A 26,219-nucleotide genomic window follows, 5' to 3' on the forward strand; every position below is an offset into this window, starting at 1 on the left:
CGCTGCGCGTGACGATGGTACCGAGCGCGTCGACCCGGCCGCGCACCTACGCCCCCTCTCCCCCTTCCCCGAGGCCTCCGTCGAGCTCTTCGCCGAGTTCTTCGCCGAGTCCCTCCCCGAGGGACTTCAGCAGCCGCTCGCGGTCGGCGTCCTCCCAGCCGCACAGTTCCAGGCCCTGCGGCCGGGTGAGCCGGCGGAAGCCGCCGCGGCTCTCCAGCCGGCCGGCGACCCGGACCGGCAGGCCCGCGAGGTGGGCCTCGGCGGCGAGCCGGTAGTCGGGGTCGGGCAGGCGGAGCTTGAGCTCGCGGACTTCGGCGCCGCCGAGGACGCGCAGCCGTACCGCGCCCGGTCCGGCCGGGTCGGCGCGCTTGAGCCGGACGACCACGCCGACGACGGTGACGGCGACGGCGGGCTCGATCCGTTCGAGCAGTTCGGCGGCCTCGGTCAGGGCGGGCAGGTCGCCGGGCGAGAAGTCGAGGACGACCCGGCGGTCCCCGAAGCCGCCCGGGGTCCCTGCAGCGGCGGACCAGGCGACGGTCAGCCTGGTCGCCGTCGCGCCGCGGACCAGGTCCTCGACGGACTGGACGAGTTCCCGGCTGACTCCGGCCTGGACGGCGTTCTCGAAGGCCTCGGGCCCCCCGCTGACCCGGCGGTAGTCGACGGCGTCGCGCAGTGCCTCCAGGGCGCGGACCAGGGTGGTGACGGCGGCCCGGCCCTCGGGCGCGGGGGTGTAGGCGGTGAGGGCCGCGCCCTGCTCGACGACCAGGACGCGGTCCAGGAAGTCCCCGGCGTGGGCGTCCAGCCGGGCGCCGAAGTAGGCGGCCGGGGCCCGGCCGGCCTTGGCCCCGGCGGCGAGCATCGCGCGGGCCGCCCGTTGGAGCCGCTCGGCGTCGTCCCAGGTGGCGGCCTCGGCGGGGCCGGCCGGCTCCCGGTGCCAGCGCAGTTCGTCGCCGGGGACGGCGAGTGCGAGCAGGATGGCGCGGGCGGACGGGGTGGAGGAGCGGGACAGCGCGGTGACGGCGTCGGCGAGGAGGTCGACGGCGTCGTCGAAGCCGTCCCCGGCGGGGACGAGGACGCTGGTGCCGGACTCGTCGTCGGGCGGCGTCCAGCGGCCGTAGCGGGCGGCGGGGCCGCCGCGCCGGACCCAGCCGTGCCGGGCGAGCAGGGTGGCGAGCACCGCCGGGTCGACTGCGGCGGGGTCGGGCAGGGCCTGGACCGGCTCGCCGGGTGCGTGCGGCGGTGTCATGGGTGCTGCTCCTCGCTGCCGGGGCCGGGACCGGGGCGGGCGGTCACGGGCTGCCACCCGCGCCGACCCGGGCCATGATGTCGCAGAGCGCGCGGTCGTCGAAGACCTTGCCGGTGGGGACCCGCACGTTGGTGCGCCGCTGTCCGGTGACCGGGTGGCCGGCCAGGTTGACCCAGTAACAGCAGTGCCGCAGTTCCAGCGCGTCCGGGCGGGCGTGCAGCCAGCGGTCGACCCGCCGCGGCAGCAGCATCACGACCAGGATGCGCGGCACGGCGACCCTCGCCCGGGCGAGCTTGCGCAGGTGGTCGTTGTCGAGGGTGAAGCTGAAGAACGGCCCGGTCGGATCGGCCGCGATCTGCTGGGTGGCCTTCAGCTGGATCTTGATGGTGACCTCGTCGTCCACCTCGTGCGCCCGGGAGCCGTGGCTGACCTGCCAGTCGATCCCGTTGTCCGGGAACGGCTGGGAGAGCGAGCAGCCGGCCGCGGCGGCGACCGCGTGCAGGTAGCCGACCTGCAGCGTCTCCATGCAGGCGGTGACCGCCAGGTTCCCCCGTAGAACGGCCGCCGCTCCCTCGGGCTGCGGCTGCGTGAGTGCCATCGCCCCGTGGCCTCCCCCTGCTCCGGGCCCGTCCGGATCGGAACGACGGGCCCACGGGCAGGATCCCCGGTCGGGCTTGCGCCAAACGGTTGAACGGGTGTCAGAACCGGGTATCAACCGGGCGCGCGGAACGCTCGCCTGAGGGGCAGTCATGCAGCAGCACTGGTACACCGGCCCACTCGCCTCCTTCGACACCGAGACCACCGGAGTGGACGTCGAGACCGATCGGATCGTCTCGGCCGCCCTGGTCGTCCAACTCGCCCCGGGTCGGCCGGTGCAGACCACCACCTGGCTCGCCGATCCGGGCGTCCCGATCCCGGACGGTGCCCGGGCGGTGCACGGCATCACCGACGAGCACGCCCGGACGCACGGGCGCCCGGTCGGCGCGGTGGTGGCGGAGGTCACCCGCGCGCTGGCGGACCAGGCGAGGGCCGGGCGCCCGGTGGTGGTGATGAACGCACCGTACGACCTGACGCTGCTGGACCGGGAGCTGCGCCGCCATCACGGGCTGACGCTGACCGACGGGGTGGGCACGGCCGGGCTGGTGGTGCTGGATCCGCGGGTGCTGGACAAGCACGTGGACCGCTACCGCAAGGGCCGTCGGACGCTGACCGACCTGTGCGCGCACTACGGCGTGGAGCTGGCCGGGGCGCACGACGCGGCGGCGGACGCGACGGCGGCGCTGGCGCTGACCCGGCGGATAGGCGCCCGCTACCCGGCGGCGCTGGGCGGGCTGACGGCGGCGGAGCTGCACCTGCGGCAGGCGATCTGGCACGCGGCGCAGGCGCGGGGGCTGCAGAACTGGTTCGACCGGTCGGGGACGCCGGAGCGGGTGGACCTGTCCTGGCCGCTGCGACCGGCCCGGTGCGGCTGCGGCCGCCGGCTGGAGCCCGAACACGGCTGCGAGGCGGCGGCGTAGCGGCGGCCGACGGATGCCCGCGAGCGCCGGCCCCGAACGCACCGCAGGCCCTGACCGGTTTCCTGGTCAGGGCCTGCGTGCTGTCCGGTGGGCGATACTGGGATCGAACCAGTGACCCCTTCGGTGTGAACGAAGTGCTCTCCCGCTGAGCTAATCGCCCGGGCAACGAGAAGAACAGTAGCACCATTTGGCGGTCGTCGTACAACTCGCCCCTTCCGGGTACTGCTGGCGCATCCGCAGAACTCGCGCTCCACGCGGAAGATGACTGAGCCTCAGCCGCATTCCGGATGGTTCTTCGGATGGATTCCGGAAATACACGTGAGGCCCAGCCGATAATCGGCTGGGCCTCACGTATCACAATGCATTCCGGTGGGCGATACTGGGATCGAACCAGTGACCCCTTCGGTGTGAACGAAGTGCTCTCCCGCTGAGCTAATCGCCCGGGTGCAGGGAAAACATTACCGCATCCCGGAGGGTGGTCCGAACACCCTGGTCACGGCGGCCCCCGGCCCCGGGCCGCTCAGCTCTCGCCCGCCGTCCAGGGGACGGCCAGGCCGTACCGGGCGAAGTACCAGCCGCCGATCCCGACGACCGCGGCGAGGCCGATGGCGGTGACGGTGAGGTTGCGGCGGCGCACCCGCGGGTCCATGGCCCGCCGGGCGGCCTCGGCGACCTTGCGGCGGCTCCACCGCAGCACCAGCCGGGCCCAGTCGAACTCGGTGGCCCAGACCCCCATGCCCAGGAAGATCACCACCCAGCCGGGGCCGGGCAGCGGCAGCATGATCACGCCGAGGACGACCACGGCGAGGCCGGCCAGGAAGATCGCCACCTGCCAGGTGAGGTGCAGCGGCCGCGAGCGGCGGACGAACGCCGGGGCGCGGGAGCCGGCCGCGTCATCCGACGTGACCGGTTCACCCGATCCCGTGTTCTTGGCCGTCTTGTCGTTTCGCACAGTCATGCCAGGAAACTAACCAAGAAGCGGCCCGGTAATGCCCGACCGGGCCACTCCGGGATGATTCCGCAATGCGCCGTAAGGGGTACGACTCGCGCCCGAATCGGGACAGAGGGGTTTACATCGGGCTTGGGGGTGGGATGGTCCGTTCGCCGACGTGCGATTCCCCGAGCGCACACTGAGCGAAAGGCCATGGCGCTTATGAACACCACGGTCAGCTGCGAGCTGCACCTGCGCCTCATCGTGTCCAGCGAGTCCTCACTGCCCGTCCCCGCGGGCCTGCGCTACGACACCGCCGACCCCTACGCCGTGCACGCCACGTTCCACACGGGCGCCGACGAGACCGTGGAGTGGGTGTTCGCCCGAGATCTCCTCGCGGAGGGGCTGCACCGACCGACCGGTACCGGCGACGTCCGGGTCTGGCCGTCCCGCAGCCACGGGCAAGGGGTGGTCTGCATCGCGCTGAGCTCTCCGGAAGGAGAAGCCCTGCTGGAAGCCCCGGCCCGGGCGCTTGAGTCATTTCTCAAGCGGACGGACGCCGCGGTGCCACCCGGCACCGAACACCGCCACTTCGACCTCGACCGGGAGCTGTCCCACATCCTCGCCGAAAGCTGATCCCGCCCGGAGGCGGTCACGCCCCGCCATCGGCGGGGTGGTACCTCCTGCCGTCACCGCTGCCGTCCTACTCGGGGGCACGGCAGCACTCAGCCGCGCGCGACGCGGCCTCGGGGCCGGTGGGCGGCCCGATCCCACCGGAGCGGGTCCGCGACACCGCAGGCGCCCGGCAACGAGGCCGGCCATCCATACGGGTGGCCGGCCTCGCTGCCGGGCGCCGTCGGCATTTCGGGGGGTCCTTCGCGGACCCGGCCGCCCGGACGCCGTCCGCTCCACGGCACTCTGACGGAATCCGTACGCACCTTCGAAAGAACCCACCGCCCTTCCGCCGCAAGGCCCGGTATGGTCTGGGGTAACCGTGGACGCGGGGTTCCGGAGTCCCCTGCGCGAGGAGTCCCCAACGTGCTGATCACCCATGACACCGAGTGCGCACTGAGCATCCTCGTCGAGCTGCTCAACACCGCGCCCGAGGTGTGCGGCACCGAGCGGCTGCCGGACGTGGCCGCACTGGACGCCTTCGTGGTCGGCCAGGAGATCAGCGAGATCGACTCGCTGACCGAGAACGACCTGCGCAAGGTGCACGAGCTGCGCACCCGGCTGCGCGAGGTGTTCGGGACGGAGTCCACCGCCGAGGCCGCCGAACTGGTCAACCGGATCGTCGCGGCCGCCGGTACGACGCCGCGGCTGACCAACCACGACCACCACGACTGGCACATCCACTACTTCGCGCCGCACGCCGCGCTCGGCGACCACCTCGCCGCCGAGCTGGGCATGGCGCTGGCCTTCATCCTGATGGCGGGCGAGCGGGAGCGGTTGCGCCGCTGCGAGGCGCCGGACTGTGCCCGGGTCTTCGTGGACCTCTCCCGCAACCGCTCCCGGCGCTACTGCGACAGCCGCACCTGCGGCAACCGGCTGCACGTCGCCGCCTACCGGGCACGGCAGCGCTCGGCGGAGGCCGTGCCCTCCGCCTGACGCCGACCCCCGCAGGGGTTCGGATGCCGCGTTCGAGTGCCGCGTTCGGATGCCGCTCAGATGCCGCGCTTGCGGAGGATCTCCTCGATGTCGGAGAAGTCGCCGAGGCCGTCGTCCCGCTTGCCCCCCGCAGGCTTGCCCGTCGCTGGCTTCTTCGGCGGCGTGGCGGCCACCGCCGGGCGCTCGGGCGCGGCACCGGCGGCCGCCGGGCGGTCCGGCGCGGCGTCCACGGCGCCCCGGCGGCCCAGCCAGCGCGTCGTCACCAGCAGGAGCGCGGAGAGGCCGAGCAGCACGATGCCGGTCCAGACCCGGGGGTCGAACACCAGCCTCGTCGCCCAGTCGGCGAACTCGCTGCCGATCGTCCGGGCCACCGGGAACAGGCCGGTCAGGTAGAGCCCGGCGGGCACCAGGGCCACCGCGAACCAGCGGGTCGCGGACAGGAACCGCCGCCGGTAGGCCCGCAGGCCGGCCACGGCCACCCCGCCCGCCGTGAGCGCGAAGCTGATCGCCGCCGTCAGCACGGCAGTACTCCTTCGCTTCCGGTCGTCCTGGTCATCACTGCCTCCCTGTCGGCCTTCGCAGGGGCGCACCGTCGGCCGGAGCGGGCGCCCACTAGTGAAACACTGGGGGAATGATCGATGGTTCCCTCCCCCGGCTCGAGTTCTGGTGCGACCTCCAGTGTCCGGACTGCCGCACCGCGCTGGACGACGTACGGGCGCTGCGCGCGCGGTACGGCGACGCGCTGCCCGTCGAGGTCCGCCACTTCCCGCTGGAGAAGCACAAGCACGCCTACGCGGCCGCGGAGGCCGCCGAGGAGGCGTTCGCGCAGGGGCTGGGCTGGCCGTTCGTGGAGGCGCTGCTGGCCCGGACCGAGGAATTGGACGCCCGCGGGCAGCAGGTGCTGCTGGAGGTGGCCCGGGCGGTCGGGGTGGACGCCGAGGAGGTCGACACCGCGCTGATCGACGGCCGGCACATGCTCACCGTGGACGCCGACCAGGCCGAGGGCCGGGCGATCGGGGTCACCGGCACGCCGACGTACGTGATCGGCGGGCAGCGGCTGGACGGCGGGCAGAGCCAGGACGGCCTGCGGGACCGCATCGTGGCCGCCATCGAGGCGGCGGCGGGTTCCTGACGTCACGTCGGGTCACAGCGGCTTTCCGTAGATGCGGTTGGTGACCCGGTAGCCGAGCGAGGCGTAGAGGCGGATCGCGACCTCGTTCCCGGCGAACACGTTGAGGCCGAGGTCGCGCACGCCGGCGGCCAGGCACTCGCGTTCGGCGAGCAGCATCAGCGTGCGGCCGTGTCCCCGGCCCCGGTGGGCCGGGGACACCTCGACGGTCATCACCCAGGCGAGCGGCCCGCCGTTCGGCAGGTCGCGCCGGTGGAAGTCCACCCAGAGCGAGCCGAGCGGCTCGGCTTCGCCGTCCGCGCGCAGGCGGCGCAGGGCGACGCCGGGGCTGTCGGCGCCCTGCGGGAGCTGGCGCTGGTGGTCCAGCTGGGATCGGGCGCGGGCCTGCTCCTCGCTGAGCCCGGACTCCACGAGCGAGCGGAGGTAGCCCCGCGCGGCCCGGTCGAGCCAGGCCTGGAACTCCGGGGGCTCGATCCGGTCGGCGGTGATGCCGGCGGGCAGGGCGGGGGCGGCGGTCAGCCGCTTGGCCAGGTTCCGCATCCGCTCGGTGTAGCCGAGGGTGGCGGCGAGCCCCCGGGCGATCCGCGCCGTCTCGGGGATGTTGGCGTCCACCCGGGTGCAGTCCCAGTTGCGCAGCACCTCCTCCGCGGCCAGCGCGCCGAACGTGCCGCGGCCCCGACCCCGGCCTTCTCTGACCTCCAACTCCGATATCTCGCCCCAGAGTTGGCTGCCGTGCGGGATGGCGGTGGTGCGCAGCGCGCCGACCTGGCGGCCGTTGGCGCAGATCTGCCAGCGCCTGGTGCGGCCGCCGGCGTCGGTGGGTGTCTCCGGGCCCTCGGGGCGCAGCGTCGTGGTCATGTGGTGGTCCCTTCCCCGCGCCCGGGCCCCTATGCCCGGGTTGCCGTTGCGGGGATCACGGGTCGAGGTCGTCGCCGCTGCGTTCGGCGAAGACGGCCATGGCCTTGGCGGTGACGGGGCCGATGCCGGGCAGCTCGCGGTCGTCCACCCGGGTCACGGCCTGGACGTCACGGGTGGTGGAGGTCAGGAAGACCTCGTCGGCGTCCTGGAGGGCGCTGAGCGGCAGGTCGGCCTCCTCGGCGCCGCACCAGTCGACGACCAGCTGCCGGGTGATGCCGGCCAGGCAGCCGGAGGCGAGGGTGGGGGTGAGCAGGCGGCCGCCGAGGACGACGAAGACGTTGGAGCCGGTGCCCTCGCAGAGCAGGCCGACGGTGTTGGCGAACAGGGCCTCCGAGGCGCCGGCGCGGTGGGCGGCGGCCAGGGCGACGACGTTCTCGGCGTACGAGGTGGTCTTGAGGCCGGCGACGGCGCTGTGCTCGTTGCGGCGCCACGGGACGACGGCGGCGGCGGTCTCGTCGGGGCGGCGGTTGATCGCGCCGAGGGCGACGACGAGGGTGGGGCCGGCGGTGCCGCGCTCGGAGCCGAGCGGGGAGGTGCCGCCCGTGTAGGTGACGCGCAGGCGGCCGAGCGGGGCCGGGTTGGCGGCGAGGACCTGGGCGCAGGCCTCGCGGACCAGGTCGTGGTCCGGGTCGGGCAGGCCGAGGCCGCGGGCGGAGCGGGTGAGCCGGTCGAGGTGCCGGGTGACGGCGAAGGCCCGGCCGTCGGTGGCCTTCAGGGTCTCGAACACCCCGTCGCCGGTGGTGAGTCCGTGGTCGAGGACCGAGACGGCGGCGTCGGCGGAGTCGACGAGCGCCCCGTTGACCCAGCTCGTGGTCGGGTTCTGCATCGAGGGCTGCTCCTTGGGCGGGGTGGGGGCGGGGCGGTTCATGCCCCCGTCGGGTCGGTGTCGCTGCCCGACGCTATCGCGACCAGGCGGGCGGCCTTCAGTTCGGTTTCCGCCCACTCGCGGTCGGGGTCGGAGCCCCAGGTGATGCCGGCGCCGGTGCCGAAGCGCAGCACGGGCGCCTCGGGGTCGGTCCGGTCGAGCCAGAAGGTGCGGATGCCGACGGCGAGTTCGCCCTCGCCGCGGTCGGCGTCGACCCAGCCGACGGCGCCGCAGTACGGGCCGCGCGGGGCGGTCTCCAGGGCGTCGATGATCCGCAGGGCGCTGGACTTGGGGGCGCCGGTGACGGAGCCGGGCGGGAAGGTGGCGGCGAGCAGCTCGGGCCAGCCGGCGCCCTCGCGCAGGGTGCCCTCGACGGTGGACACCAGGTGGACCAGGCCGGGGTGCTTCTCGACGGCGCACAGGTCGGGGACGGTGACGCTGCCGGTCGCGCAGACCTGCCCGAGGTCGTTGCGGACCAGGTCGACGATCATCACGTTCTCGGCGTGGTCCTTGTCGAGGAGGTCGTCCTCGGTGCGGCCGGTGCCCTTGATCGGGCCGGAGGAGACGGTGCGGCCGGTGCGGCGCAGGTACAGCTCGGGTGAGGCGGTGGCGATCTCGACGCCGTGCCCGGGCAGGCGGATGGTGCCGGCGTAGGGGGCGGGGTTGCCGTGGGCGAGGAGGCCGGTGAGGGCGTCGACGTCGCTGCGGGCCGGGTCGGGCAGCGGTGCGGACAGCACGCGGCAGAGGTTCGCCTGGTAGACCTCGCCGGCGGCTATGTGCTCGCGGATGCGGCGTACGCCCGCGGTGTAGGCGGAGCGGTCCAGGGAGCTGTGCCAGTCGCCGGCCTCCGGTCCGCGCCAGCCGGCGCCCGAGGGCGGCGCGGGGGCGGGGCGGACGTCGTCGAAGCGGGCGCAGGTCAGCCGACCCTCGAAGTCGTAGGCGACGGCCCAGTAGCCGGTGGAGTCCAGGGCCGCCGGGTCCGAGGTGACGTCGCGCAGGCCGGTGGCCAGGCGGCCGCCGAAGCGGGCGAGCGGGGTGCTGGGTTCGGTGGGGCCGGACACGGTTCTCCTGCGCGGTGGTCCTGGGCGGCGGTGCCTGAAGTGTAGGTCGGGGGTGCGGGCCCGGCGCGGGGGTGTGGCGCGGGGGCGTGAGCAGCGCCCGGCGTCGCGCGGGTGTGCGCCGGGTGGCCTGCGGATGATCGTCCGGAAGCGCCGCAGGTGGCGGCCGGTGGCCGGGTCGAGGGGTCGGCGGGGAGGCGCTCGGCGGGCATCCCATCGGCACGCTGCGGGAACGGATTTTTAGCTGGCCCAGGAATCCGCTAGAGTTCAACACGTCGCCAGGGAGCGCAGCCGAAGAAAAGCGGTGAAGGTCCCGGGAGACAGGCGGACGTGGCTCAGTTGGTAGAGCATCACCTTGCCAAGGTGAGGGTCGCGAGTTCGAATCTCGTCGTCCGCTCGATGGAGAACAGTGTAAGATCGTTCTTCGTGTGTTGCCTGGTGGAGTGGCCGAGAGGCGAGGCAACGGCCTGCAAAGCCGTGTACACGGGTTCAAATCCCGTCTCCACCTCCGAGAGGTTCGACCGGTTCCGGCCGGAAGACCTCCCCGCGCGATTAGCTCAGCGGGAGAGCACTACCTTGACACGGTAGGGGTCACTGGTTCAATCCCAGTATCGCGCACGTCGGATCCTTCGGGGTCTGCTGCAGGACCGCCACACCAGGCGCGATTAGCTCAGCGGGAGAGCACTACCTTGACACGGTAGGGGTCACTGGTTCAATCCCAGTATCGCGCACGTCGGGCCCTTCGGGGTCTGCTGCAGGACCGCCACACCAGGCGCGATTAGCTCAGCGGGAGAGCACTACCTTGACACGGTAGGGGTCACTGGTTCAATCCCAGTATCGCGCACAGTAACGGCCGGGGCCGCGATCCGTCAGGATCGCGGCCCCGGCTGTTTGGCGTTGACGACGACTTCGGGGCAGCCGACGCCTTCGAGACAGACGACGGCTTCGGGAAAAGAGAAGAGCCGCGTACGGTCGCCCTCACCGACGTCCGTACGCGGCGTCTCCGCCTGCCGGGGCGCTCTGCGCACCACACACGCCCGTCCGCGTGTCATCGCGGCCGCGGCCTCCCCGGCGGCACTGTTCCCCGTCCCCAGGGGACCAGTGCCCGTTCTGTGGCCGACCCCGTCGGGGCCGGCATGTTCTCAGCGGCCGATCAGATCGGCGACGGCCTGGGCCTGGTTCGCCATCTGATCCCAACCGCCGAACAGCAGCACCAGCAGCACCGCGCACGGCAGGGCCATGGCCAGCGCCACGGCCGGGTGCCTGGTGGGCTGCTCGGCCGACCGGGACTGGACGACGGCCGACCGACGGCGGGGGTTTCCCGTGAGCTGCGGTGCCATGCCCTTACTCCTGTGGTCCGGTCGAGTTGGCGCGGTGAACGGCTTACCTCGGGGGACGAGCTCCCCGTCCACCGCTGAACACAACGCTATTGCTCAGGGGGCCGTCCGGGCGTCATGCCGTCGTACTGTTCCTCGGGCATCCCGGAGGATGACGCTCAGACTTCAGGCGTACTACCGCAGGGGGAGGGAGCCTTGGCCGCGACCCCGGGGGAACCCTGAGGGGCAACCCCGAGAAACGCTTCGGCACCCCTATGACCTGCGGGTCAGCGCACGATCCGACAATCACACGGCTGCTTGAGGTGTTGCGTATCAGCACACCGCAGGGGGCAGTCCGTAAGCTGTGCCAGACAGGAACTGACGATGCCCCAACCGACGGGGCCTCACCCACAGGCTGACGGGGAACGGAACATGGCGATGATGCGGCTGAGGCGTGAGGACCCCCGCATCGTCGGGCCGTACCGCCTGCACCGGCGACTGGGCGCCGGCGGCATGGGCGTGGTCTACCTCGGCTCCGACCGCCGCGGACAGCGCGTCGCCCTCAAGCTGATCCGCGCCGAACTCGCCGAGGACCAGGAGTTCCGCACCCGCTTCGCCCGCGAGATCGCCGCCGCCTCCCGCATCCGGGGCGGCTGCACCGCCCGCGTCGTCGGCTCCGACATCGAGGCCGACCGCCCCTGGCTCGCCACCGCGTACGTGCCCGGGCCCTCCCTCTACAAGCAGGTCGGCGACGAAGGGCCGCTGAGCTGGCCCGAGGCCGCCCGGATCGGCGCCGCACTCGCCGACGGGCTGGTCAAGGTGCACGAGGCCGGGGTCGTCCACCGCGACCTCAAGCCCTCCAACATCCTGCTCTCGCCGCGGGGCCCGCGCATCATCGACTTCGGCATCGCCTGGTCGCGCGGCGCCAGCACCCTCACCCACGTCGGCACCGCCGTCGGCTCCCCCGGCTTCCTCGCGCCCGAACAGGTCCGCGGCGCCGCCGTCACCCCCGCCACCGACGTGTTCGCGTTCGGGGCCACCCTCGCCTACGCGCTCACCGGGGACACCCCGTTCGGATCCGGGGCGTCCTCCGAAGTCATGCTCTACCGGGTCGTCCACGAGGAACCCGACCTGTCCGCCGTACCGACGCCGCTGGCACCGCTCATCCGCGCCTGCCTCGCCAAGGAACCCGCCGAGCGGCCCGGCGCGGCCGCACTGCACGAGCGCCTCAGCGAACTCGCGGCGCGCGGGGCGGCAGCCGGAACCGCCACCCGGACCGCGCGGCCCGGCCACGGGCGGGTCGCGGCACCCGCCCCGGCGGGTCCGGCGGCCCAGCCCGCCCCCGACGGCGCCCGGCACGGCGTGCCCGCGCCCGGACGCTCCCCCGAGCCCGCCGCCCCGGCACGGTCCCGGGCCGCCGCCGCAGCCGCGGCCCGGCGCTCGCAGGCGGCCACCGCCCCGCTCCCCCGGCCCGAGGCCACACCGGTGACCCGCCCGCTGCGGGAGCGGCCGCACACCCCGCCCCCCGGCCGGCCCGGCACCCGCGACCGCGGGCACCCCCGGGACCGCCAGCACACCCCCGCCCCCGGCGGGCGGCCCGGCAACGCGCGGCAGCGGCTGCTGCGGCAGCGGCTCGTGGTCTTCGTCACCGTGACGCTCGGCGTCGCGCTGGCCATCGCGGCCGCCCAGGGGTGCGAGAACCGCAGCAAGCAGGGCCTGCGGCCGTCCGGCGGGTCCAGCGCCAGTGCGCCCGCCGCGGGCGGCGCGCAGGCCGTGCCGGGGACCTCGGTGGACGGGGCCGCCGCCGCAGCCCCCGGCACCCAACCCCCCGCCGCCCAGCCTCCGGCCACCCCGCCCGCCGCCGCTGCGGCCGCACACGGCGGCACGGGCGACAGCCCGTTGGCGCCCCCGTACGGATCGGGGCCGGTGGTGGACTGGCCCAACCGCAGCTACCCCGACGGGACCGGCGGGCCCGGCATCGCGCTCCGGGACGGCCGGTCGGTCGGGGCCGGCCCGCAGGTCGTGCTCAGCTCCGTGCTGCCCGCCCGGTACAAGGGCGCCCCGGCTGCGGTCGTCGTCCTGCGGCGGGCCGAGGGCTCGGTGCCGGTCGACCTCGTCCAGCTCTTCTCCTTCATCGGGGACACCCCGGTCGCCGCCACCTCCCGCACCTCGGCGGCCGACCCGCAGGCGACGGCCACCTGGCGGCTCGACGGCGGGACGGTCGTCCGCGAGGAGCGGGTCGCCGCGACCGGCGCGACCACCTCCACCCGCTACACCGTCCGTACCGACGGCACCCTGGACGAGTCCTGGCCCGGCGCCTCCGGCCCCGCCACCCAGCCCCCGGCCGCCGCCCCGGCTCCGCCCACCGCTGCGGCGGGCTGAGCACGGGAGGGCGCGGCACAGGAAGTCGGCCTGGCCGACTTCCTGCTTCCCGCTTTCTATGTGGGGGCTCCTCCGGCGTGAGAGGGGAGGCAGACGTCCCCGTCAGGCGGTGGGGGCGGTGACGGCGTAGAAGGAAACAGCGGCGGCGGCGCCGACGTTGAGGGAGTCGATGCCGTGGGCCATCGGGATGCGGACGGCGTGGTCGGCGGCGGCGAGAGCGGGTCCGGTCAGGCCGTCGCCTTCGGCCCCGAGCATCAGGGCCGCCTTGGGGAGGCGGTGCGGGGCGAGGCCGGCGAGGTCGACGGCGCCGTCGGCGGGGGTCAGGGCCAGCAGGGTGAACCCTGCGGTGCGGACGGTCTCCAGGGCGGCCGGCCAGGGGTCGAGCCGGGCGTAGGGCACCACGAAGACGGCGCCCATGGAGACCTTCACGGCGCGCCGGTACAGCGGGTCGGCGCAGTCGGGCGAGAGCAGGACGGCGTCCATGCCGAGGGCGGCGGCGCTGCGGAAGATCGCGCCGAGGTTGGTGTGGTCGACCAGGCCTTCCAGGACGGCGACCCGGCGGGCGCCGGCGAGCAGGTCCGCGGCCTGCGGCAGCGGCTTGCGTTCCATCGAGGCGAGCGCGCCGCGGTGGACGTGGTAGCCGGTGACGGCTTCGGCGAGCCCCGGCTCGACGACGTGGACGGGGGCGTCCGCCTCGGCGATGACGTCGGCCATCACCTCCAGCCACTTGGAGGTCAGCAGCATCGACCGCATCCGGTAGCCGGCGGCGAGGGCGCGGCGGATGACCTTCTCCCCCTCCGCGATGAACAGGCCTTCGGCGGGTTCGCGCCGACGGCGCAGTTCGACGTCGGTGAGGCCGGTGTAGTCGCCGAGGCGGGGGTCGGCGGGGTCGGTGATGGTGCTGGGTTCGGACACCCTGCGATCTTGCCAAGGCGGGGCGGGGAAGGCCAAACGGCCCAAGCCGCGGGGCGGGCTGGCCTTGGCCCTGTGCCAGCCATGGTGCAAACATGGCCGTATGGCCCGTTTTCCGGGCCGATCCTGGGCTCCGTCGGCCTCTGGTGCTACTGGTTCCGCCGGCTCCTCCGGTGGGCGCCCAAACGGTCGGCTACAGCTGCCACGCGCGAAGCGGCCGTGGCCCGTACGGCACCGGTCGGTGGCCGGGCAGGTGTTCGCGCTGCAGGTCCTCGTCGTCCTGCTGCTGGTGGCGGCGGCCGCGGTGGCGCTGGTGGTGCAGTCGCGCACCGACGCCGACCACGAGGCCCGCAACCGGTCGGTGTCGGTCGCGCAGACCTTCGCCAACTCGCCGGGCATCGTCGACGCGCTGCGCTCCCCCGACCCGACCGCGGTCCTGCAGCCCAAGGCGGAGGCCGCGCGGATGTCGTCGGGCGTCGGCTTCATCGTCGTGCTGAACGACGACGGCATCCGCTACACCCACCCCGACCCGGCCCTGATCGGCCACAAGTTCGTCGGCACCTACCTGCCCGCGGTGCACGGGCAGGTGGTGACCGAGCGCGTCACCGACTCGCTCGGCCCGCTGGTCCAGGCGGTGGTCCCGGTGTACGCGCCGGACGGCTCGGTGGCCGGGCTGGTCTCGGCTGGCGTCACGGTGCGCAGCGTCAGCAGCGCGAGCGAGCGGCAGCTGCCGGTGGTGCTGGGCGCCGCCGCGGGCGCGGTCGGGCTGGCCACCCTCGGCACGGCGCTGATCAACCGGCGGCTGCGGCGCCAGACCCACGGGCTGGGCCCGGCGGAGATGACCCGGATGTACGAGCACCACGCGGCCGTGCTGCACGCGGTGCGCGAGGGCGTCATGATCGTCGGCGCGGACGGTCGGCTGCTGCTCTGCAACGACGAGGCGCGGCGGCTGCTGGACCTGCCGCCGGACGCCGAGGGCCGGCCGGTGACCGAGCTGGGCCTGGAACCCGCGCCCGAGGAGCTGCTGACCGCCCAGCGCCCGGTGACGGACGAGGTGGTGCTGGCCGGGGAGCGGCTGCTGGCGGTGAACGTCCGGCTCACCGACCAGGTGGGCGGCCCGCCGGGCTGCGTCGCCACGCTGCGTGACTCCACCGAGCTGCTGGCGCTGTCCGGCCGGGCCGAGGGCGCGCAGCGGCGGCTGCGGCTGCTGTACGACGCCGGGGTGACGGTGGGCAGCTCGCTGGACGTGACGCGGACGGCGGAGGAGCTGGCGCAGGTCGCGGTGCCCCGGTTCGCGGACTTCGTCACGGTGGACCTGGCGGACCAGGTGCTGACGGGCGAGGAGCCGCCGCCGGGCACCTCGCTGGGGCGGATGCGCCGCGTGGCGCTCGCCGGGATCCGGGACGACGCCCCGTTCTACCCGGTGGACACGGTGCTGGACGTGGTGCCGGCCACCCCGCTGGCCGGGGCGCTGCACAGCGGGGAGTCGGGGCTGGAGCCCTGGCTGGCCCAGGCCCCTAGGTGGCGGGAGCAGGATCCGGAGCGGTCGGCCCGGGTGCTGGCGTACGGGGTGCACTCGATGGTGCGGGTGCCGCTGCGGGCGCGCGGGGTGCTGCTGGGGGTGGCCCGGTTCTGGCGGGCGGACCGCTCGGAGGCGTTCGAGGCGGACGACCTGGTGCTGGCCGAGGAGCTGGTGGCGCACGCGGCGGTGTGCATCGACAACGCGCGCCGCTACACCCGGGAGCACGCGATGGCGGTGACGCTCCAGCACAGCCTGCTGCCGCGCAACCTGCCGCCGCAGAGCGCGCTGGACGTCGCGCACCGCTACCTGCCGGCCCAGGCCGGGGTGGGCGGCGACTGGTTCGACGTGATCCCACTGCCGGGCGCGCGGGTGGCCCTGGTCGTCGGGGACGTGGTGGGGCACGGCCTGCACGCGGCGGCGACGATGGGCCGGCTGCGGACGGCGATCCACAACTTCTCGACACTGGACCTGCCGCCGGATGAGCTGCTGGGGCACCTGGACGACCTGGTGAACCGGATCGACCAGGACGAGGCCGGGAGCGGCGAGGGCGCGGCCCTGACCGGGGCGACCTGCTTGTACGCGATCTACGACCCGGTGGCACGGCGGTGCACGCTGGCCAGCGCCGGCCATCCGCCGCCCGCCGTGGTGGGCCCGGACGGGCGGGTGGTGTTCCCGGAGCTGGCGACCGGGCCGCCGCTGGGGCTGGCGGTGCTGCCGTTCGAGAACGTCGAGCTGGACCTCGCGGAGGGCAGCCGTCTGGTGCTGTACACCGACGGGCTGGTGGAGGACCGCGAGCGCGACATCGGTGAGGGGCTCGAACTGCTGCGGGCGGCGCTGACCGGGCCGCCGCGCACGCCGGAACAAACCTGCGCGGACGTGCTGGGGGCGATGCTGCCGGAGCGTCCGCTGGACGACATCGCGCTGCTGGTGGCGCGGACCAGGGTGCTGGCGCCGGACCAGGTCGCGGAGTGGGAGGTGCCGCCCGAACCGGCGGCGGTGGGCGCCGTCCGGGCCGAGGTCGCGGAGCGGCTGGCGGCCTGGGGGCTGGACGAGGCGGCGTTCGTCACCGAGCTGATCCTGAGCGAACTGGTGACCAACGCCATCCGGTACGGCACCGGGCCGATCCGGGTGCGGCTGCTGCGGGACCGGGCGCTGATCTGCGAGGTGTCGGACGGCAGCAGCACCTCGCCGCACCTGCGGTACGCGGCGACCACGGACGAAGGCGGGCGCGGGCTGTTCCTGGTCGCGCAGTTCGCGGACCGCTGGGGGACGCGCTACACGGCGACGGGAAAGGTGATCTGGACGGAGCAGCCGCTGGAGTAGCCGCCCGGAGTGGCCGAGTGGCCGGCCAGAGGGGGAAGTCGGAGTGGGAAGTCGACGGGCCCGACTTCCCACTCCGGGCGCTCAGCGCTGGAAGGCGGCCGCCAGGACGTTGACCACGTCGCCGACGACGATCACGGCCGGCGGCTTGATCCGCTCGGCCTCGACGGTCGCGGCGACGGTGGCCAGGGTGGCGTCCACCCGGCGCTGGGCGGCGGTGGTGCCCTCCTGGACGATCGCGACCGGGGTGTCGCCCGGGCGGCCGTGCTCGACGAGCTTCGCGGCGATCGCGCCGATCTTGTCCACGGCCATCAGCAGCACCAGGGTGCCGCGCATCTTCGCGGCGGCCTCCCAGTTGGTGAGCGAGCGCTCGTCGTCCGGGCCGACGTGACCGGAGATCACGGTGAACTCGTGCGTCATGCCCCGGTGGGTGACCGGGACGCCGGCCGCCGCCGGGACGCTGATCGAGCTGGAGATGCCCGGGACGACGGTGACCGGCAGTCCGGCCTCGGCGCAGGCGAGCAGCTCCTCGCCGCCGCGCCCGAAGACGTACGGGTCGCCGCCCTTGAGTCGGACCACGAACTTGCCGGCGCTGGCGTGCTCGATCAGCGTCCGGTTGATCGCCTCCTGGGCCATGAACCGGCCGTAAGGGATCTTGGACGCGTCGATCACCTCGACGTGCTCGGGCAGTTCGGCGAGCAGCTCGCGCGGGGCGAGGCGGTCGGCGACCACCACGTCGGCGTCGGCCAGCAGGCGGCGGCCGCGCACGGTGATCAGATCCGGGTCGCCCGGGCCGCCGCCGACCAGGGCGACGCTCCCCTGGCCCGGCTGGCCCGAGGCGCCGCCGACGCCGTGCGCGCGGAACTGGCGGACGGCCAGCGAGCCGTCCCGCAGGCCGTCCACGATGGCATCGCGCAGAGCGGCGGAGTGGCGCGGGTCACCGGTGAGGACCGCGACGGTGGCACCCGCGTCGCGGCCGCTGGCCGGGGTCCAGGCGGTGGCGGCGGAGGCGTCGTCGCTGCGGGCGCAGAACACCCGCTCGCGCTCGGCCTCGGCACTGACGGCACCGTTGACCGCCGGGTCGTCGGTGGCGACCAGGGCGTACCAGGCGCCGGCCAGGTCGCCGTCCCGGTACGGGCGGGCGTGCCAGGTGAGCTCGCCCGCGTCGGCCATCGCCTGCACGGCCGGGGTGGTGGCCGGCGATATCAGGTGCAGCTCCGCACCGGTGGCGATCAGCGCGGGGAGCCGGCGCTGCGCGACCTGGCCGCCGCCGACCACGACCACGCGGCGGCCGGCGAGCAGCAGGCCGACCGGGTACGGGGTACGGCCTTCGGTGCTGGGGTGCGGGGTGGGCGCGGTCATCGGCGGTGCTCCTGATCGGGGGTGAGGGTCGGGGGTGCGGGTGCGGCGTGACGCCGCTCCGCGGACCGGCGCGCCCTCGGGCCGGTCCGCGGAGTGGTGACGGAGGACGTCAGCCCTTCTCGGTGACCCCGGCGGAGTCGAAGGTGGCTACATCGTGCATCGCCCGGGCCGCGCTCTGCACCAGCGGCAGGGCCAGCAGGGCACCGGTGCCCTCGCCGAGCCGCAGGTCCAGGTCGATCAGCGGACGCAGGCCCAGCTTCGCCAGCGCGGCCTGGTGGCCGGGCTCGGCGGAGCGGTGGCCGGCGATGCAGGCCGCCAGCACCTCGGGGGCGATCGCCTTGGCCGCCAGCGCGGCCGAACCCGCGATGACGCCGTCCAGGACCACCGGGGTGCGCAGCGAGGCCGCACCCAGCAGGAAGCCGGCCAGGGCCGCGTGCTCCAGGCCGCCGACGGCGGCGAGGACGCCGATCGGGTCGGCCGGGTCGGGCCGGTGCAGGGCCAGCGCGGCCCGGATGACCTCGATCTTGCGGGCGTGCGTCTCGTCGTCGATGCCGGTGCCGCGGCCGGTGACCTCGGCCGGGTCGAGGCCGGTGAACACCGAGATCAGGGCGGCCGAGGCGGTGGTGTTGGCGATCCCCATGTCGCCGGTGACCAGCGCCTTGTTGCCCGCCGCGACGAGGTCGCGGGCGGTCTCGATACCGACCTCGATGGCCTTGAGGGCCTCCTCGCGGGTCATCGCCGGACCCTGGGTCATGTCGGCGGTACCGGGCTTGACCTTGCGCGGCAGCAGGCCGGTGGTGCGGCCCTGCTGGATGGCCTCCGGCAGTTCGGCGGCGACGCCGACGTCGACCACGCAGACCTCGGTGCCGATCTGCTTGGCGAAGGAGTTGATCACCGCGCCCCCGGCCAGGAAGTTGCCGACCATCTGGGCGGTCACCTCCTGCGGCCACGGGCTGACGCCCTGCGCGTGCACGCCGTGGTCACCCGCGAAGATCGCCACGCAGGCGGGCTCCGGGATCGGCGGCGGGCACTTGCGGGACAGGCCGCACAGCTGGGCGGAGATGATCTCCAGCATGCCGAGCGAGCCGGCCGGCTTCGTCATCCGCTTCTGCCGGTCCCAGGCCTCGCCGAGCGCCTTGGCGTCCAGCGGGCGGATGCCGCGCAGGGTCTCGGCGAGCAGGCTCTGCGGCTCCTCGCCGGGCAGCGCGCGGTTGCCGTACTGCTCCTCGTGGACCACCCAGGACAGCGGGCGCTTCTTGGCCCAGCCCTGCTGCTCCAGCTCGGGCTCGTCCGGGAAGGAGTCGACGAAGCCGACGCACAGGTAGGCGACGACCTCCAGGTGCTCGGGCAGGCCGAGCTCGCGGACCAGCTCCTCGTCGTCGAAGAAGCTCACCCAGCCGACGCCCAGGCCCTCGGCGCGGGCGGCCAGCCAGAGGTTCTCGACCGCCAGCGCGGCCGAGTACGGGGCCATCTGGGGCTGGGTGTGCCGGCCCAGCGTGTGCCGGCCGCCGCGGGTGCGGTCGGCGGTCACCACGATGTTGACCGGCGTCTCGAGGATGGCCTCGATCTTGATTTCCTTGAACTGCTTGGCCCGGCCCTTGGGCAGCGAGTCCGCGTACACCTCGCGCTGGCGCTCGGCCAGGGCGTGCATCCGCCGGCGGGTCTTGGCCGAGCGGATCACCACGAAGTCCCAGGGCTGGGAGTAGCCGACGCTGGGCGCGGTGTGGGCGGCCTCCAGGACGCGGATCAGCACCTCGTGCGGGATCGGGTCCGGGCGGAAACCGTTGCGGATGTCGCGGCGCTCGCGGATCACCTGGTGGACGGCCTCGCGTTCGGCCTCGCCGAAGCCGGGCGCGGCCGGGCCGCGGGGCTCGGCCGGCTCCTCGGCCTGCTCCTCGGCCGGCGCTTCCTCGGCCGGCTGCTCCGCCTGGTCCTCCGTCGACGCCTCCGCCGGCTCCTCCGTCGACGCCTCCGTCTGCGGCTCGGCGGCCTGCTCGGCAGGCTCGGCCGGCTGCTGCTCGGCGGCGGGGGCCTCGGCTGCCACGGACGCGTCAGCGGCCTGGTCGGCGGCGGGGGCCTCCGGTGCGGCGGCCTCCTCGGCGACGGACTCGGCGGCCACGGGCTCGACGGTGGGGGCCTCGGCGGCGGGGGCCTGCTCGGCGGACTCTGCGGCCGGCTCGGTGACGGGCTGGGCCTGGTCCTCCGGGGTGGCCGGGGCAGCCTCGGCGACCGGCTCAGCGGTCTCGATGGTCTCCGCGGTTGCGGCAACGGGCTCGGTGGCCTCGGCAGCCTCGGTGACCGGGGCGGCGTCCGCGACCGGCTGCGGCGCGGTCTCCGCTGCGGCGGCCTCGGTCTCAGGCTCGACGACGGGCTCGACGACCGGCTCGACCGAGGCCTCGACGGCCTGGTCCACGACCGGCGCGGCCTCCTGCGGCTGCTCGCCCTCGGCGGGCTCGACAACGGGCTCGGCAGCGACCTCGACGGCAGCCTCGACGGGCTCGACGACGGCCTGGCCGGAGGGCATCTCGCCCGTGCCGGCGGCGGTCTCGGCGACCGCCTCGACGACCATTTCGACGACGGGCTCGACGACCGCCTCCGGCGCGGGCGCCACGGCCTCGGCGGGCTCGCCGGTCTCGACCGCTCCAGCGGCCTCGACGGGCGGGGCGGCCTGGACCGGCTCCTCGGCCGGCTCCTCGGCCGCTATGGGAGCGGGCTGCTGCGGGGCGGCCTCCTCGGCCACCGGGGCCTGCGCGGCCGCCGCGACCGGAGGCAGACCGGTGGGCGCGGCGAGGAATGCGGAGATGCGCCGCGGCGGGCCGGCCGGGGCGGGGGCCTCGGTCTGCTCCGCGGGCGCGGCCTGCGCAGCGGCCTCGACGCCAACCTCGGCGACGGGCTCGACGGCGATCTCGACCGGCGCCTCGGCGGGCGCCGGCACCACGGCCCCGGCGAGAGGCGTGGCGAGGGGCGTGCCGCTCGGGTCGACGACCGGCTGGCCGGACTCCGCCGGGACCGGCTCGGCCACTGCGGCCTGCGCCGCGTCCACCACGGCCTCGGCGACGACGACGGCCTCCGGCAGTTCGACGACCTCGATCACCTCGATCGCCCCGACCGTCTCGACGGCCAGCTGGGCCTCGACCGGGTGCGAGGCCAGCGGCACCTGCTGGAACTCCTGGGCCTCCGTCGCGGGAACCGCCGGCGCCACCGAAGGCGCGGGCGCTGCCGGAACGGCCTGCGGCGCGGCGGCCGGCGCCGGGGCGACGGCCTCGGTCATCGGCGGCCGGCCGACCACCGGGATGCCGTGCGCGGGCGTGCCGCCCTGCGACGGGCCGCGGTCGGCGAGCGAGCGCACCGGGACCTGGCCGGTCATCAGCGACGGGTCCGGGATCGGCGGGCCTGCGTGCAGCGGGCGGCGCGGCGGCTGAGCGGCCGTCATCGCCTCCGTGGCCTGCTGGTGCGCCGGGGCGGCGTGGAACGGCTGCTGCGTCTGCTCGGCGCCGAGCGCCGGCGGCTCCAGCGGCGGCCACGAAGGCTCGACCGGCGTGCCGTCCTGCTGCGGGGCGAGCGGCGTCTGCTCGGTCGGGAGGGGCGCCAGCGGCTCGCCCCAGGAGCCCTGCGGACCGGGCATCAGCAGGACGTCGTCCTCGTCGTCCTGGTCGAGGAAGTGGAAGGCCGGACGCGGGGCGCCCGGGTCGATTCCCCAGCCCTCACCGGGCACACCGGGAGCCGGTGCGCCGGGAGCCGACAGGCCGGGGGCCGGTACGGCGAAGCCGGACGCGCCCAGCGGCTGGCCCTGCGGCGGGATGACACCCGCGCCGGGGGGCATCGCACCACCGGCCGGGCCGTGGCCCGGCGCCGTCGGGTTCGGGATCACGCCGCCGTCCGTCGCGACGCCCTGGAGGGGTGCAACGCCCGCGACGCCCTCCGGTCCGCCGAGCGTGTCCGGCCCGGCGTTCAGGTGCTCCGGCAATCCCTCGCCCGGGACGTGGCCGCCATCGGTCATTGTCAAACGCTCCTTCCAGGCCGCTGCCGCGCCCTTGGCGACACGATCACCGACCGCAGCGCCCATCCGCACGGGCCGGGCCTGCACCGGCCCGTCCCTCAACCACACGCGGCCGCCGCGCCGAGGCGCTGCGGCCCAAGTCTTTCCGGCGCACTGCGGCACCCCGGCCTGCGCACCGCCCACACCGGGCGGCGCACCATCTGAAACAACGACAACCCGGAGCAACCGGCACGACCGCACCGGACCCTACGGCATTCTCCAGGTCCGGCACGCGGCCCGTCGAATTGCCCACACTCCGAGCAAAACCGGATTGCACCACGTCAAAAAGGCGACAAACCGACTGAATCGGGTGGGTCGCCGACCGCCGCAGCCGCCCAGGACGCCACACTACCGGCCCAGCACGGTCACCTCTCGAATCGGTGTCCGGATGCGACCTGGATCACCGCCCGGCCCCACCACGACCCCTCAGCAGCACAGCGCGGGACCAGAATGCGCCCGGCGGATCAGGTCGAATCCACAGGACGCACCCCGGTCCTTCACGCGATCTGCTCACCCCAGAGCAGCAGCACGCCGGTTCCACCCGCCCCCAGAACCAGCCCGCCACCGGCGCCACCGGCGGCCGACAGCGGAGTGGACTGCAGCAGCACACCGTCCGCCCGGTAGCCGGCCTCGGCGATCGCCCGGTGGATCTGCTCCCCCTCCGCGAGGGTCCGGGGCACCGCGACGAACCGCTCAGGACGGCGGGCCAGCACCGCGCGCACCACGTCGAGGCCGCCGGACTCCACCACCGCCACGTCCGGCTCGGGCAGGCCGCCCAGCACCTCGGGGCCCTGCCCGTGCACGGTCTCCACCTCGACGCCGTACCGGCGCGCGTTCACCGCCAACCCGGCGCAGGCCGAGCGGGACGCCTCGACCGCGACCACGGCGGCGCCGAAGCGGGCCGCCTCCACCGCGAGGGCGCCGCTGCCCGCGCCGACCGACCAGACCAGATCCCCCGGACGAGCACCCAGACGGGCCAGCACCAGGGCGCGCACGTGCGCGGGGAGCGCCTCCGATGCGCCGGGCTCGTCCCCCGCGCGCCCGGCGCCCGCGTAGGCGTCACCGGGGAGCGCCCAGCCGCGGTCCGCGCCGGGGAAGCCGACCGGGCGCCCTGCCAGCCAGCCGGCCTCCGTGTCGACCCCGCCGGCCTGCGGACCGCCGTGGCCTCCGATCACCAGCACCACGTTGGGGTCGCGCCACACGTGGTCGGCGATCCGGTCGGAGGTGAGGACGGTGACGTCCTCGTCCGGGGTGCCCAGGGCCTCGCAGACCACGAAGGTCCGGTGCACCCCGCGCAGCATGAGGGCCAGTTCGCTCGGCCCCGCGCCGGGCGCGGTCAGCACTGCGACCTTGGGGTGGGCCCGGCAGATGTTGGCCGCGCGGCGCAGCCGTCCGCCGTGGGCGCTGACCACCTGGGCGTCCTCCCAGGGCATGCCGGCCCGGGCGAAGGCGGCGGCGACCGAGGAGACGGCGGGCAGGACCTCCAGTTCGAGGCCGTACTCGGGGCGGCGCAGCGCGCGCACGACGCCGAAGAAGCCCGGGTCGCCCTCGGCGACCACGACGGCGGCGCCGCGGTGCTCGGCGATCCGCCGGGCAGCCTGCCGGACGTTGCCGAGGGTGATCCGCTCGGCGGCGTCCGGCACCGGGAGGGCGTTCAGTTGGTAGGGGGCGCCGGCCACCAGGGTCGCTGCGGCGAGGGCCGCGCCGGCGGCCTCGGTCAGCGGCGTGCCGTCCCACCCGATGACCGTGATCCGGTCAGCCATCTGCGGCCGTTCTCCCTCGACTCGGTGCGCGGACCGGCCTGCGACCCGGGGTGTCCCTGTGGTGTCACCCGGTGTGCGACTCGGTGCGCCGACAAACCGCGCCGGTGTGCGGCGCCGGTGCAGAGGCTACCGGGTGTGATCCCCTCGGCGCCGACATCTCGTACACATGTCCGTGACGAGCCGCCGGCGGATCGGCTGCTCAGGCGGCTCAAACGGCTCGGGCGGTACAGGCGGCTCGCGCGATCGGGGCGGCTCAGTCGCGCAGCACGTAGCGCTGGTCGCCGTGCCAGCCGCCCCGCTGCGGCTCGGGCTCGGGCGCGTCCAGGTCCTCCGGGAGCAGGCTCCACAGGATGAGGTCGCTGCGGCTCTCCACCGCGGCCTCGCCGGACCCGCCGGACTCGCCCCGGACTATCCAGGCGCTGCGCAGCACGCCCTCGCTGATGCCGCCGATCTTCTGGGCGACCTGCTGGGCGGCGGTGTTCCCGGCGGCGGTGCGCAGCTCCAGACGCAGGAAGTCGCGGTCCTCGAACAGCCACTGGCTGACGCCGAGGACGGCCTCGGGCGCGTAGCCCTCGCCGCGGGCCCAGGAGGCGGTGACGTAGGAGATCTCGGTGCTGCGCAGGCGCCAGTCGGTGTTGCGCAGTTCGACCAGGCCGACCAGGCGCTGGGTGAGGTACTCGGTGACGGCGAAGACGATGCCGCGGCCGGCGGCCCGGTGGGCGGGGGCGAGGGTGCGGGCGAGTTCGGTCGCGTACGCCTCGGTGAAGGGGTGCGGCAGATCGGTCCAGGCCAGGACGAGTTCGTCCGCCATCATCGTGGCCAGGCCGGGCGCGTCGTCCTCCGCAAGGGGCCGCAGCAGAAGCCGTTCGGTGCTGATGGCGGTCTCGGGGAAGCTCGCTGCCATGCCGTCTCTCCTCGCCGGGTCGTGAACACAACACCGTACGCCCCCGCCGTGCCCCGGGTGTCACGCGGTGCGCCGCCCGCACGACGGTACGTCAGAACGCCGCCGACCAGGGCGCCCCGGGTGCATCCTGCCCGACCGGGCCCCGGACGAATCGGCGGTTTCTAGGGATCGTCGCAACACGTGGTTGGTTTGATCAGGCCGCGAGTAGTTTATGCAGGCGCTCGGCTGGGGTTTCCCAGCCGAGCGTTTTGCGTGGGCGGCCGTTGAGTTCGGCGGCGACCTCTGCGAGGTGTTGCGGGCCGTGGGTGGTCAGGTCGGTGCCCTTGGGGAAGTACTGCCGCAGGAGCCCGTTGGTGTTCTCGTTGGAGCCGCGCTGCCAGGGGCTGGCGGGGTCGCAGAAGTAGACCGGGACGCCGGTGGCGACGGTGAACGAGCCGTGGGAGGCCATCTCCGCGCCCTGGTCCCAGGTCAGCGACCGGACCAGGTGGCCGGGCAGGGACTGCACGGTGTCCACCAGGGCGTCGCGAACGTGCTCGGCGGCGCGGCCGTGGGGCAGGTGCAGGAGCATCACGTAGCGAGTGGCGCGCTCGACCAGGGTCCCGATGGCGGAGGCGCCGTCCTTTCCGATGATCAGGTCGCCCTCCCAGTGGCCGGGCACTGCCCGGTCTTCGGCCTCGGCCGGGCGTTCGCTGATCATGACCATCGGGGTGGCGAACCTGGGCCTGCGTGCGGCGGCCTGGCGGTGGGGGACGCGGCGCGCGTGGCCGGTGCGCAGGGCGCCGGCCAGCTCGCGGCGGAGCTCCCCGCGGCCTTGGACGTAGAGGGCCTGGTAGACAGTCTCGTGGACCACGTGCATCTCCGGCCGCTCGGGAAAGGTGTCCCGCAGAGCCTGGCAGATCTGCTCCGGACTCCACTTCCTGTCCAGACGGTCCTGGATGAAGTCCCGCAGCTCGGGGTTGCGGCCGATCCTGCCAGGCTTGGGACGGGGCTTTCGGGCATCGGCGCGGGCCTGTGCGGCGTGCGGGCTATAGGCCCCGCTGTCCGGGTGCCGGTTGCGGCGGATCTCCCGGCTGACCGTGGACGGGCTGCGGCCCAGCTCGGCGGCGATCGCGCGGACGGTGGCCTTCTCCCGCAGCCGGTCGGCGATGTGGAGCCGGTCGGCCTCGCTCAGGTAGCGGGACGGAGCGGAAGGCGGCACCACCGCGTTGGCCGGTGGTGCCGCCTTGTTCCTGCCCGACGGGTTGCGGCCGTTGCGCCACCGCTTGCCCGTCCGGTGGTTGATCCCCACACGCCGACACGCTTCGGCGCTACTCAGGCCCTGGTCCATGAGCCGGAAGTATTCCTCCCGCTCACGGACCAGAGGCCTCGTGGTGTGGTTCGCCCGGACCCTGCGGATCTCGAAGTCCATCGCACCCCTTGAACTGGGG

19 protein-coding genes, 7 tRNA genes and 1 pseudogene are annotated in these 26,219 nt (G+C 74.6%); 11 read left to right on the top strand and 16 right to left on the bottom strand.

Features of this window, described 5'->3' with window-relative positions; translation table 11 throughout:
* Positions 1–46: 46 nt before the first annotated feature.
* Both A6F73_RS05990 and A6F73_RS05995 read right to left on the bottom strand, forming a co-directional pair.
* A complete protein-coding gene (locus A6F73_RS05990) occupies positions 47–1,246 on the bottom strand; it encodes a hypothetical protein (protein ID WP_063346818.1) in 1,200 nt (399 codons plus the stop codon).
* Positions 1,247–1,289: 43 nt separating this feature from the next.
* Positions 1,290–1,844 (bottom strand): DUF4365 domain-containing protein, encoded by a 555-nt coding sequence (locus tag A6F73_RS05995; RefSeq protein ID WP_063346819.1) that lies wholly within the window; start codon positions 1,842–1,844, stop codon positions 1,290–1,292.
* 151 nt (positions 1,845–1,995) lie between these two features.
* Between A6F73_RS05995 and A6F73_RS06000 the strand changes: the two genes are divergently transcribed.
* Positions 1,996–2,763 carry an exonuclease domain-containing protein gene (locus A6F73_RS06000; protein WP_063346820.1) on the top strand — a complete coding sequence of 256 codons (768 nt, stop codon included), beginning with the start codon at positions 1,996–1,998 and terminating at the stop codon, positions 2,761–2,763.
* Positions 2,764–2,851: 88 nt separating this feature from the next.
* Here the strand turns inward: A6F73_RS06000 and A6F73_RS06005 are convergent.
* The 3 genes from A6F73_RS06005 to A6F73_RS06015 all read right to left on the bottom strand — a co-directional run bounded on the left by A6F73_RS06005 (position 2,852) and on the right by A6F73_RS06015 (position 3,721).
* A tRNA-Val gene (locus A6F73_RS06005) sits at positions 2,852–2,923 on the bottom strand.
* Positions 2,924–3,133: 210 nt separating this feature from the next.
* Positions 3,134–3,205: transfer RNA gene (locus A6F73_RS06010), tRNA-Val, on the bottom strand.
* Positions 3,206–3,283: 78 nt separating this feature from the next.
* On the bottom strand, positions 3,284–3,721 hold the full coding sequence (locus A6F73_RS06015; protein WP_063346821.1) for a TIGR02611 family protein: 438 nt from the start codon (positions 3,719–3,721) through the stop codon (positions 3,284–3,286).
* A 195-nt stretch (positions 3,722–3,916) separates the two neighbouring features.
* On the opposite strand from A6F73_RS06015, the gene A6F73_RS06020 reads away from it, so the two are divergent.
* A complete protein-coding gene (locus A6F73_RS06020) occupies positions 3,917–4,330 on the top strand; it encodes an SsgA family sporulation/cell division regulator (RefSeq protein WP_030056266.1) in 414 nt (137 codons plus the stop codon).
* A gap of 402 nt (positions 4,331–4,732) precedes the next feature.
* Complete coding sequence (locus tag A6F73_RS06025) at positions 4,733–5,302, top strand: CGNR zinc finger domain-containing protein (RefSeq protein ID WP_063346822.1); 570 nt, start codon at positions 4,733–4,735, stop codon at positions 5,300–5,302.
* A 56-nt stretch (positions 5,303–5,358) separates the two neighbouring features.
* On the opposite strand, the gene A6F73_RS06030 is transcribed toward A6F73_RS06025, so the two are convergent.
* On the bottom strand, positions 5,359–5,823 hold the full coding sequence (locus tag A6F73_RS06030; protein WP_063346823.1) for a hypothetical protein: 465 nt from the start codon (positions 5,821–5,823) through the stop codon (positions 5,359–5,361).
* 110 nt (positions 5,824–5,933) lie between these two features.
* Here A6F73_RS06030 and A6F73_RS06035 point away from each other — a divergent pair, with 110 nt between their 5' ends.
* Positions 5,934–6,434: a DsbA family protein gene (locus A6F73_RS06035; protein WP_063346824.1), complete on the top strand. Its 501-nt coding sequence runs from the start codon at positions 5,934–5,936 to the stop codon at positions 6,432–6,434.
* A gap of 12 nt (positions 6,435–6,446) precedes the next feature.
* Here the strand turns inward: A6F73_RS06035 and A6F73_RS06040 are convergent, their stop codons facing one another.
* Genes A6F73_RS06040 through A6F73_RS06050 form a run of 3 tightly spaced genes read right to left on the bottom strand, consistent with a single transcriptional unit; the run spans position 6,447 to position 9,275 of the window.
* Positions 6,447–7,289, bottom strand: coding sequence for a GNAT family N-acetyltransferase (locus A6F73_RS06040; RefSeq protein ID WP_063346825.1), 843 nt, complete (start codon positions 7,287–7,289; stop codon positions 6,447–6,449).
* 55 nt (positions 7,290–7,344) lie between these two features.
* Positions 7,345–8,217 carry an aminodeoxychorismate lyase gene (locus A6F73_RS06045; protein ID WP_079135467.1) on the bottom strand — a complete coding sequence of 291 codons (873 nt, stop codon included), beginning with the start codon at positions 8,215–8,217 and terminating at the stop codon, positions 7,345–7,347.
* Complete coding sequence (locus A6F73_RS06050; RefSeq protein ID WP_063346827.1) at positions 8,214–9,275, bottom strand: chorismate-binding protein; 1,062 nt, start codon at positions 9,273–9,275, stop codon at positions 8,214–8,216. Before A6F73_RS06050 ends, A6F73_RS06045 begins: the two co-directional genes overlap by 4 nt.
* A gap of 321 nt (positions 9,276–9,596) precedes the next feature.
* Here A6F73_RS06050 and A6F73_RS06055 point away from each other — a divergent pair.
* The 5 genes from A6F73_RS06055 to A6F73_RS06075 all read left to right on the top strand — a co-directional run bounded on the left by A6F73_RS06055 (position 9,597) and on the right by A6F73_RS06075 (position 10,116).
* Positions 9,597–9,669, top strand: a tRNA-Gly gene (locus A6F73_RS06055).
* Between the two features lie 40 nt (positions 9,670–9,709).
* Positions 9,710–9,780: transfer RNA gene (locus tag A6F73_RS06060), tRNA-Cys, on the top strand.
* A gap of 38 nt (positions 9,781–9,818) precedes the next feature.
* Positions 9,819–9,890, top strand: a tRNA-Val gene (locus A6F73_RS06065).
* A 41-nt stretch (positions 9,891–9,931) separates the two neighbouring features.
* A tRNA-Val gene (locus A6F73_RS06070) sits at positions 9,932–10,003 on the top strand.
* A 41-nt stretch (positions 10,004–10,044) separates the two neighbouring features.
* Positions 10,045–10,116, top strand: a tRNA-Val gene (locus A6F73_RS06075).
* Between the two features lie 298 nt (positions 10,117–10,414).
* Here A6F73_RS06075 and A6F73_RS06080 read toward each other — a convergent pair.
* A complete protein-coding gene (locus A6F73_RS06080; RefSeq protein ID WP_063346828.1) occupies positions 10,415–10,612 on the bottom strand; it encodes a hypothetical protein in 198 nt (65 codons plus the stop codon).
* Between the two features lie 408 nt (positions 10,613–11,020).
* On the opposite strand from A6F73_RS06080, the pseudogene A6F73_RS06085 reads away from it, so the two are divergent.
* Positions 11,021–12,319, top strand: a pseudogene (locus A6F73_RS06085) (serine/threonine-protein kinase); the annotation flags it as partial.
* 753 nt (positions 12,320–13,072) lie between these two features.
* On the opposite strand, the gene A6F73_RS06090 reads toward A6F73_RS06085, so the two are convergent.
* Positions 13,073–13,885, bottom strand: coding sequence for an RNA methyltransferase (locus tag A6F73_RS06090; RefSeq protein WP_063346830.1), 813 nt, complete (start codon positions 13,883–13,885; stop codon positions 13,073–13,075).
* A gap of 100 nt (positions 13,886–13,985) precedes the next feature.
* Here A6F73_RS06090 and A6F73_RS06095 point away from each other — a divergent pair, with 100 nt between their 5' ends.
* Complete coding sequence (locus A6F73_RS06095) at positions 13,986–16,727, top strand: SpoIIE family protein phosphatase (protein ID WP_079135468.1); 2,742 nt, start codon at positions 13,986–13,988, stop codon at positions 16,725–16,727.
* 81 nt (positions 16,728–16,808) lie between these two features.
* On the opposite strand, the gene cobA is transcribed toward A6F73_RS06095, so the two are convergent.
* From cobA to A6F73_RS06120, 5 genes are all read right to left on the bottom strand, one after another.
* Entirely contained in the window at positions 16,809–18,086 is a 1,278-nt protein-coding gene (gene cobA / locus A6F73_RS06100; RefSeq protein ID WP_063346832.1) for a uroporphyrinogen-III C-methyltransferase, read from the bottom strand.
* A gap of 109 nt (positions 18,087–18,195) precedes the next feature.
* Entirely contained in the window at positions 18,196–22,086 is a 3,891-nt protein-coding gene (cobT, locus tag A6F73_RS06105; RefSeq protein WP_079135469.1) for a nicotinate-nucleotide--dimethylbenzimidazole phosphoribosyltransferase, read from the bottom strand.
* A 536-nt stretch (positions 22,087–22,622) separates the two neighbouring features.
* Positions 22,623–23,888, bottom strand: coding sequence for a precorrin-6y C5,15-methyltransferase (decarboxylating) subunit CbiE (cbiE, locus tag A6F73_RS06110; protein ID WP_063346833.1), 1,266 nt, complete (start codon positions 23,886–23,888; stop codon positions 22,623–22,625).
* A gap of 253 nt (positions 23,889–24,141) precedes the next feature.
* On the bottom strand, positions 24,142–24,792 hold the full coding sequence (locus A6F73_RS06115) for a GNAT family N-acetyltransferase (protein ID WP_063346834.1): 651 nt from the start codon (positions 24,790–24,792) through the stop codon (positions 24,142–24,144).
* Between the two features lie 193 nt (positions 24,793–24,985).
* Positions 24,986–26,200, bottom strand: coding sequence for an IS30 family transposase (locus A6F73_RS06120; RefSeq protein ID WP_063346835.1), 1,215 nt, complete (start codon positions 26,198–26,200; stop codon positions 24,986–24,988).
* Positions 26,201–26,219 lie beyond the last annotated feature (19 nt).

The sequence above is a fragment of the Streptomyces sp. MJM8645 genome, assembly GCF_001625365.1.
Classification (GTDB): domain Bacteria; phylum Actinomycetota; class Actinomycetes; order Streptomycetales; family Streptomycetaceae; genus Kitasatospora.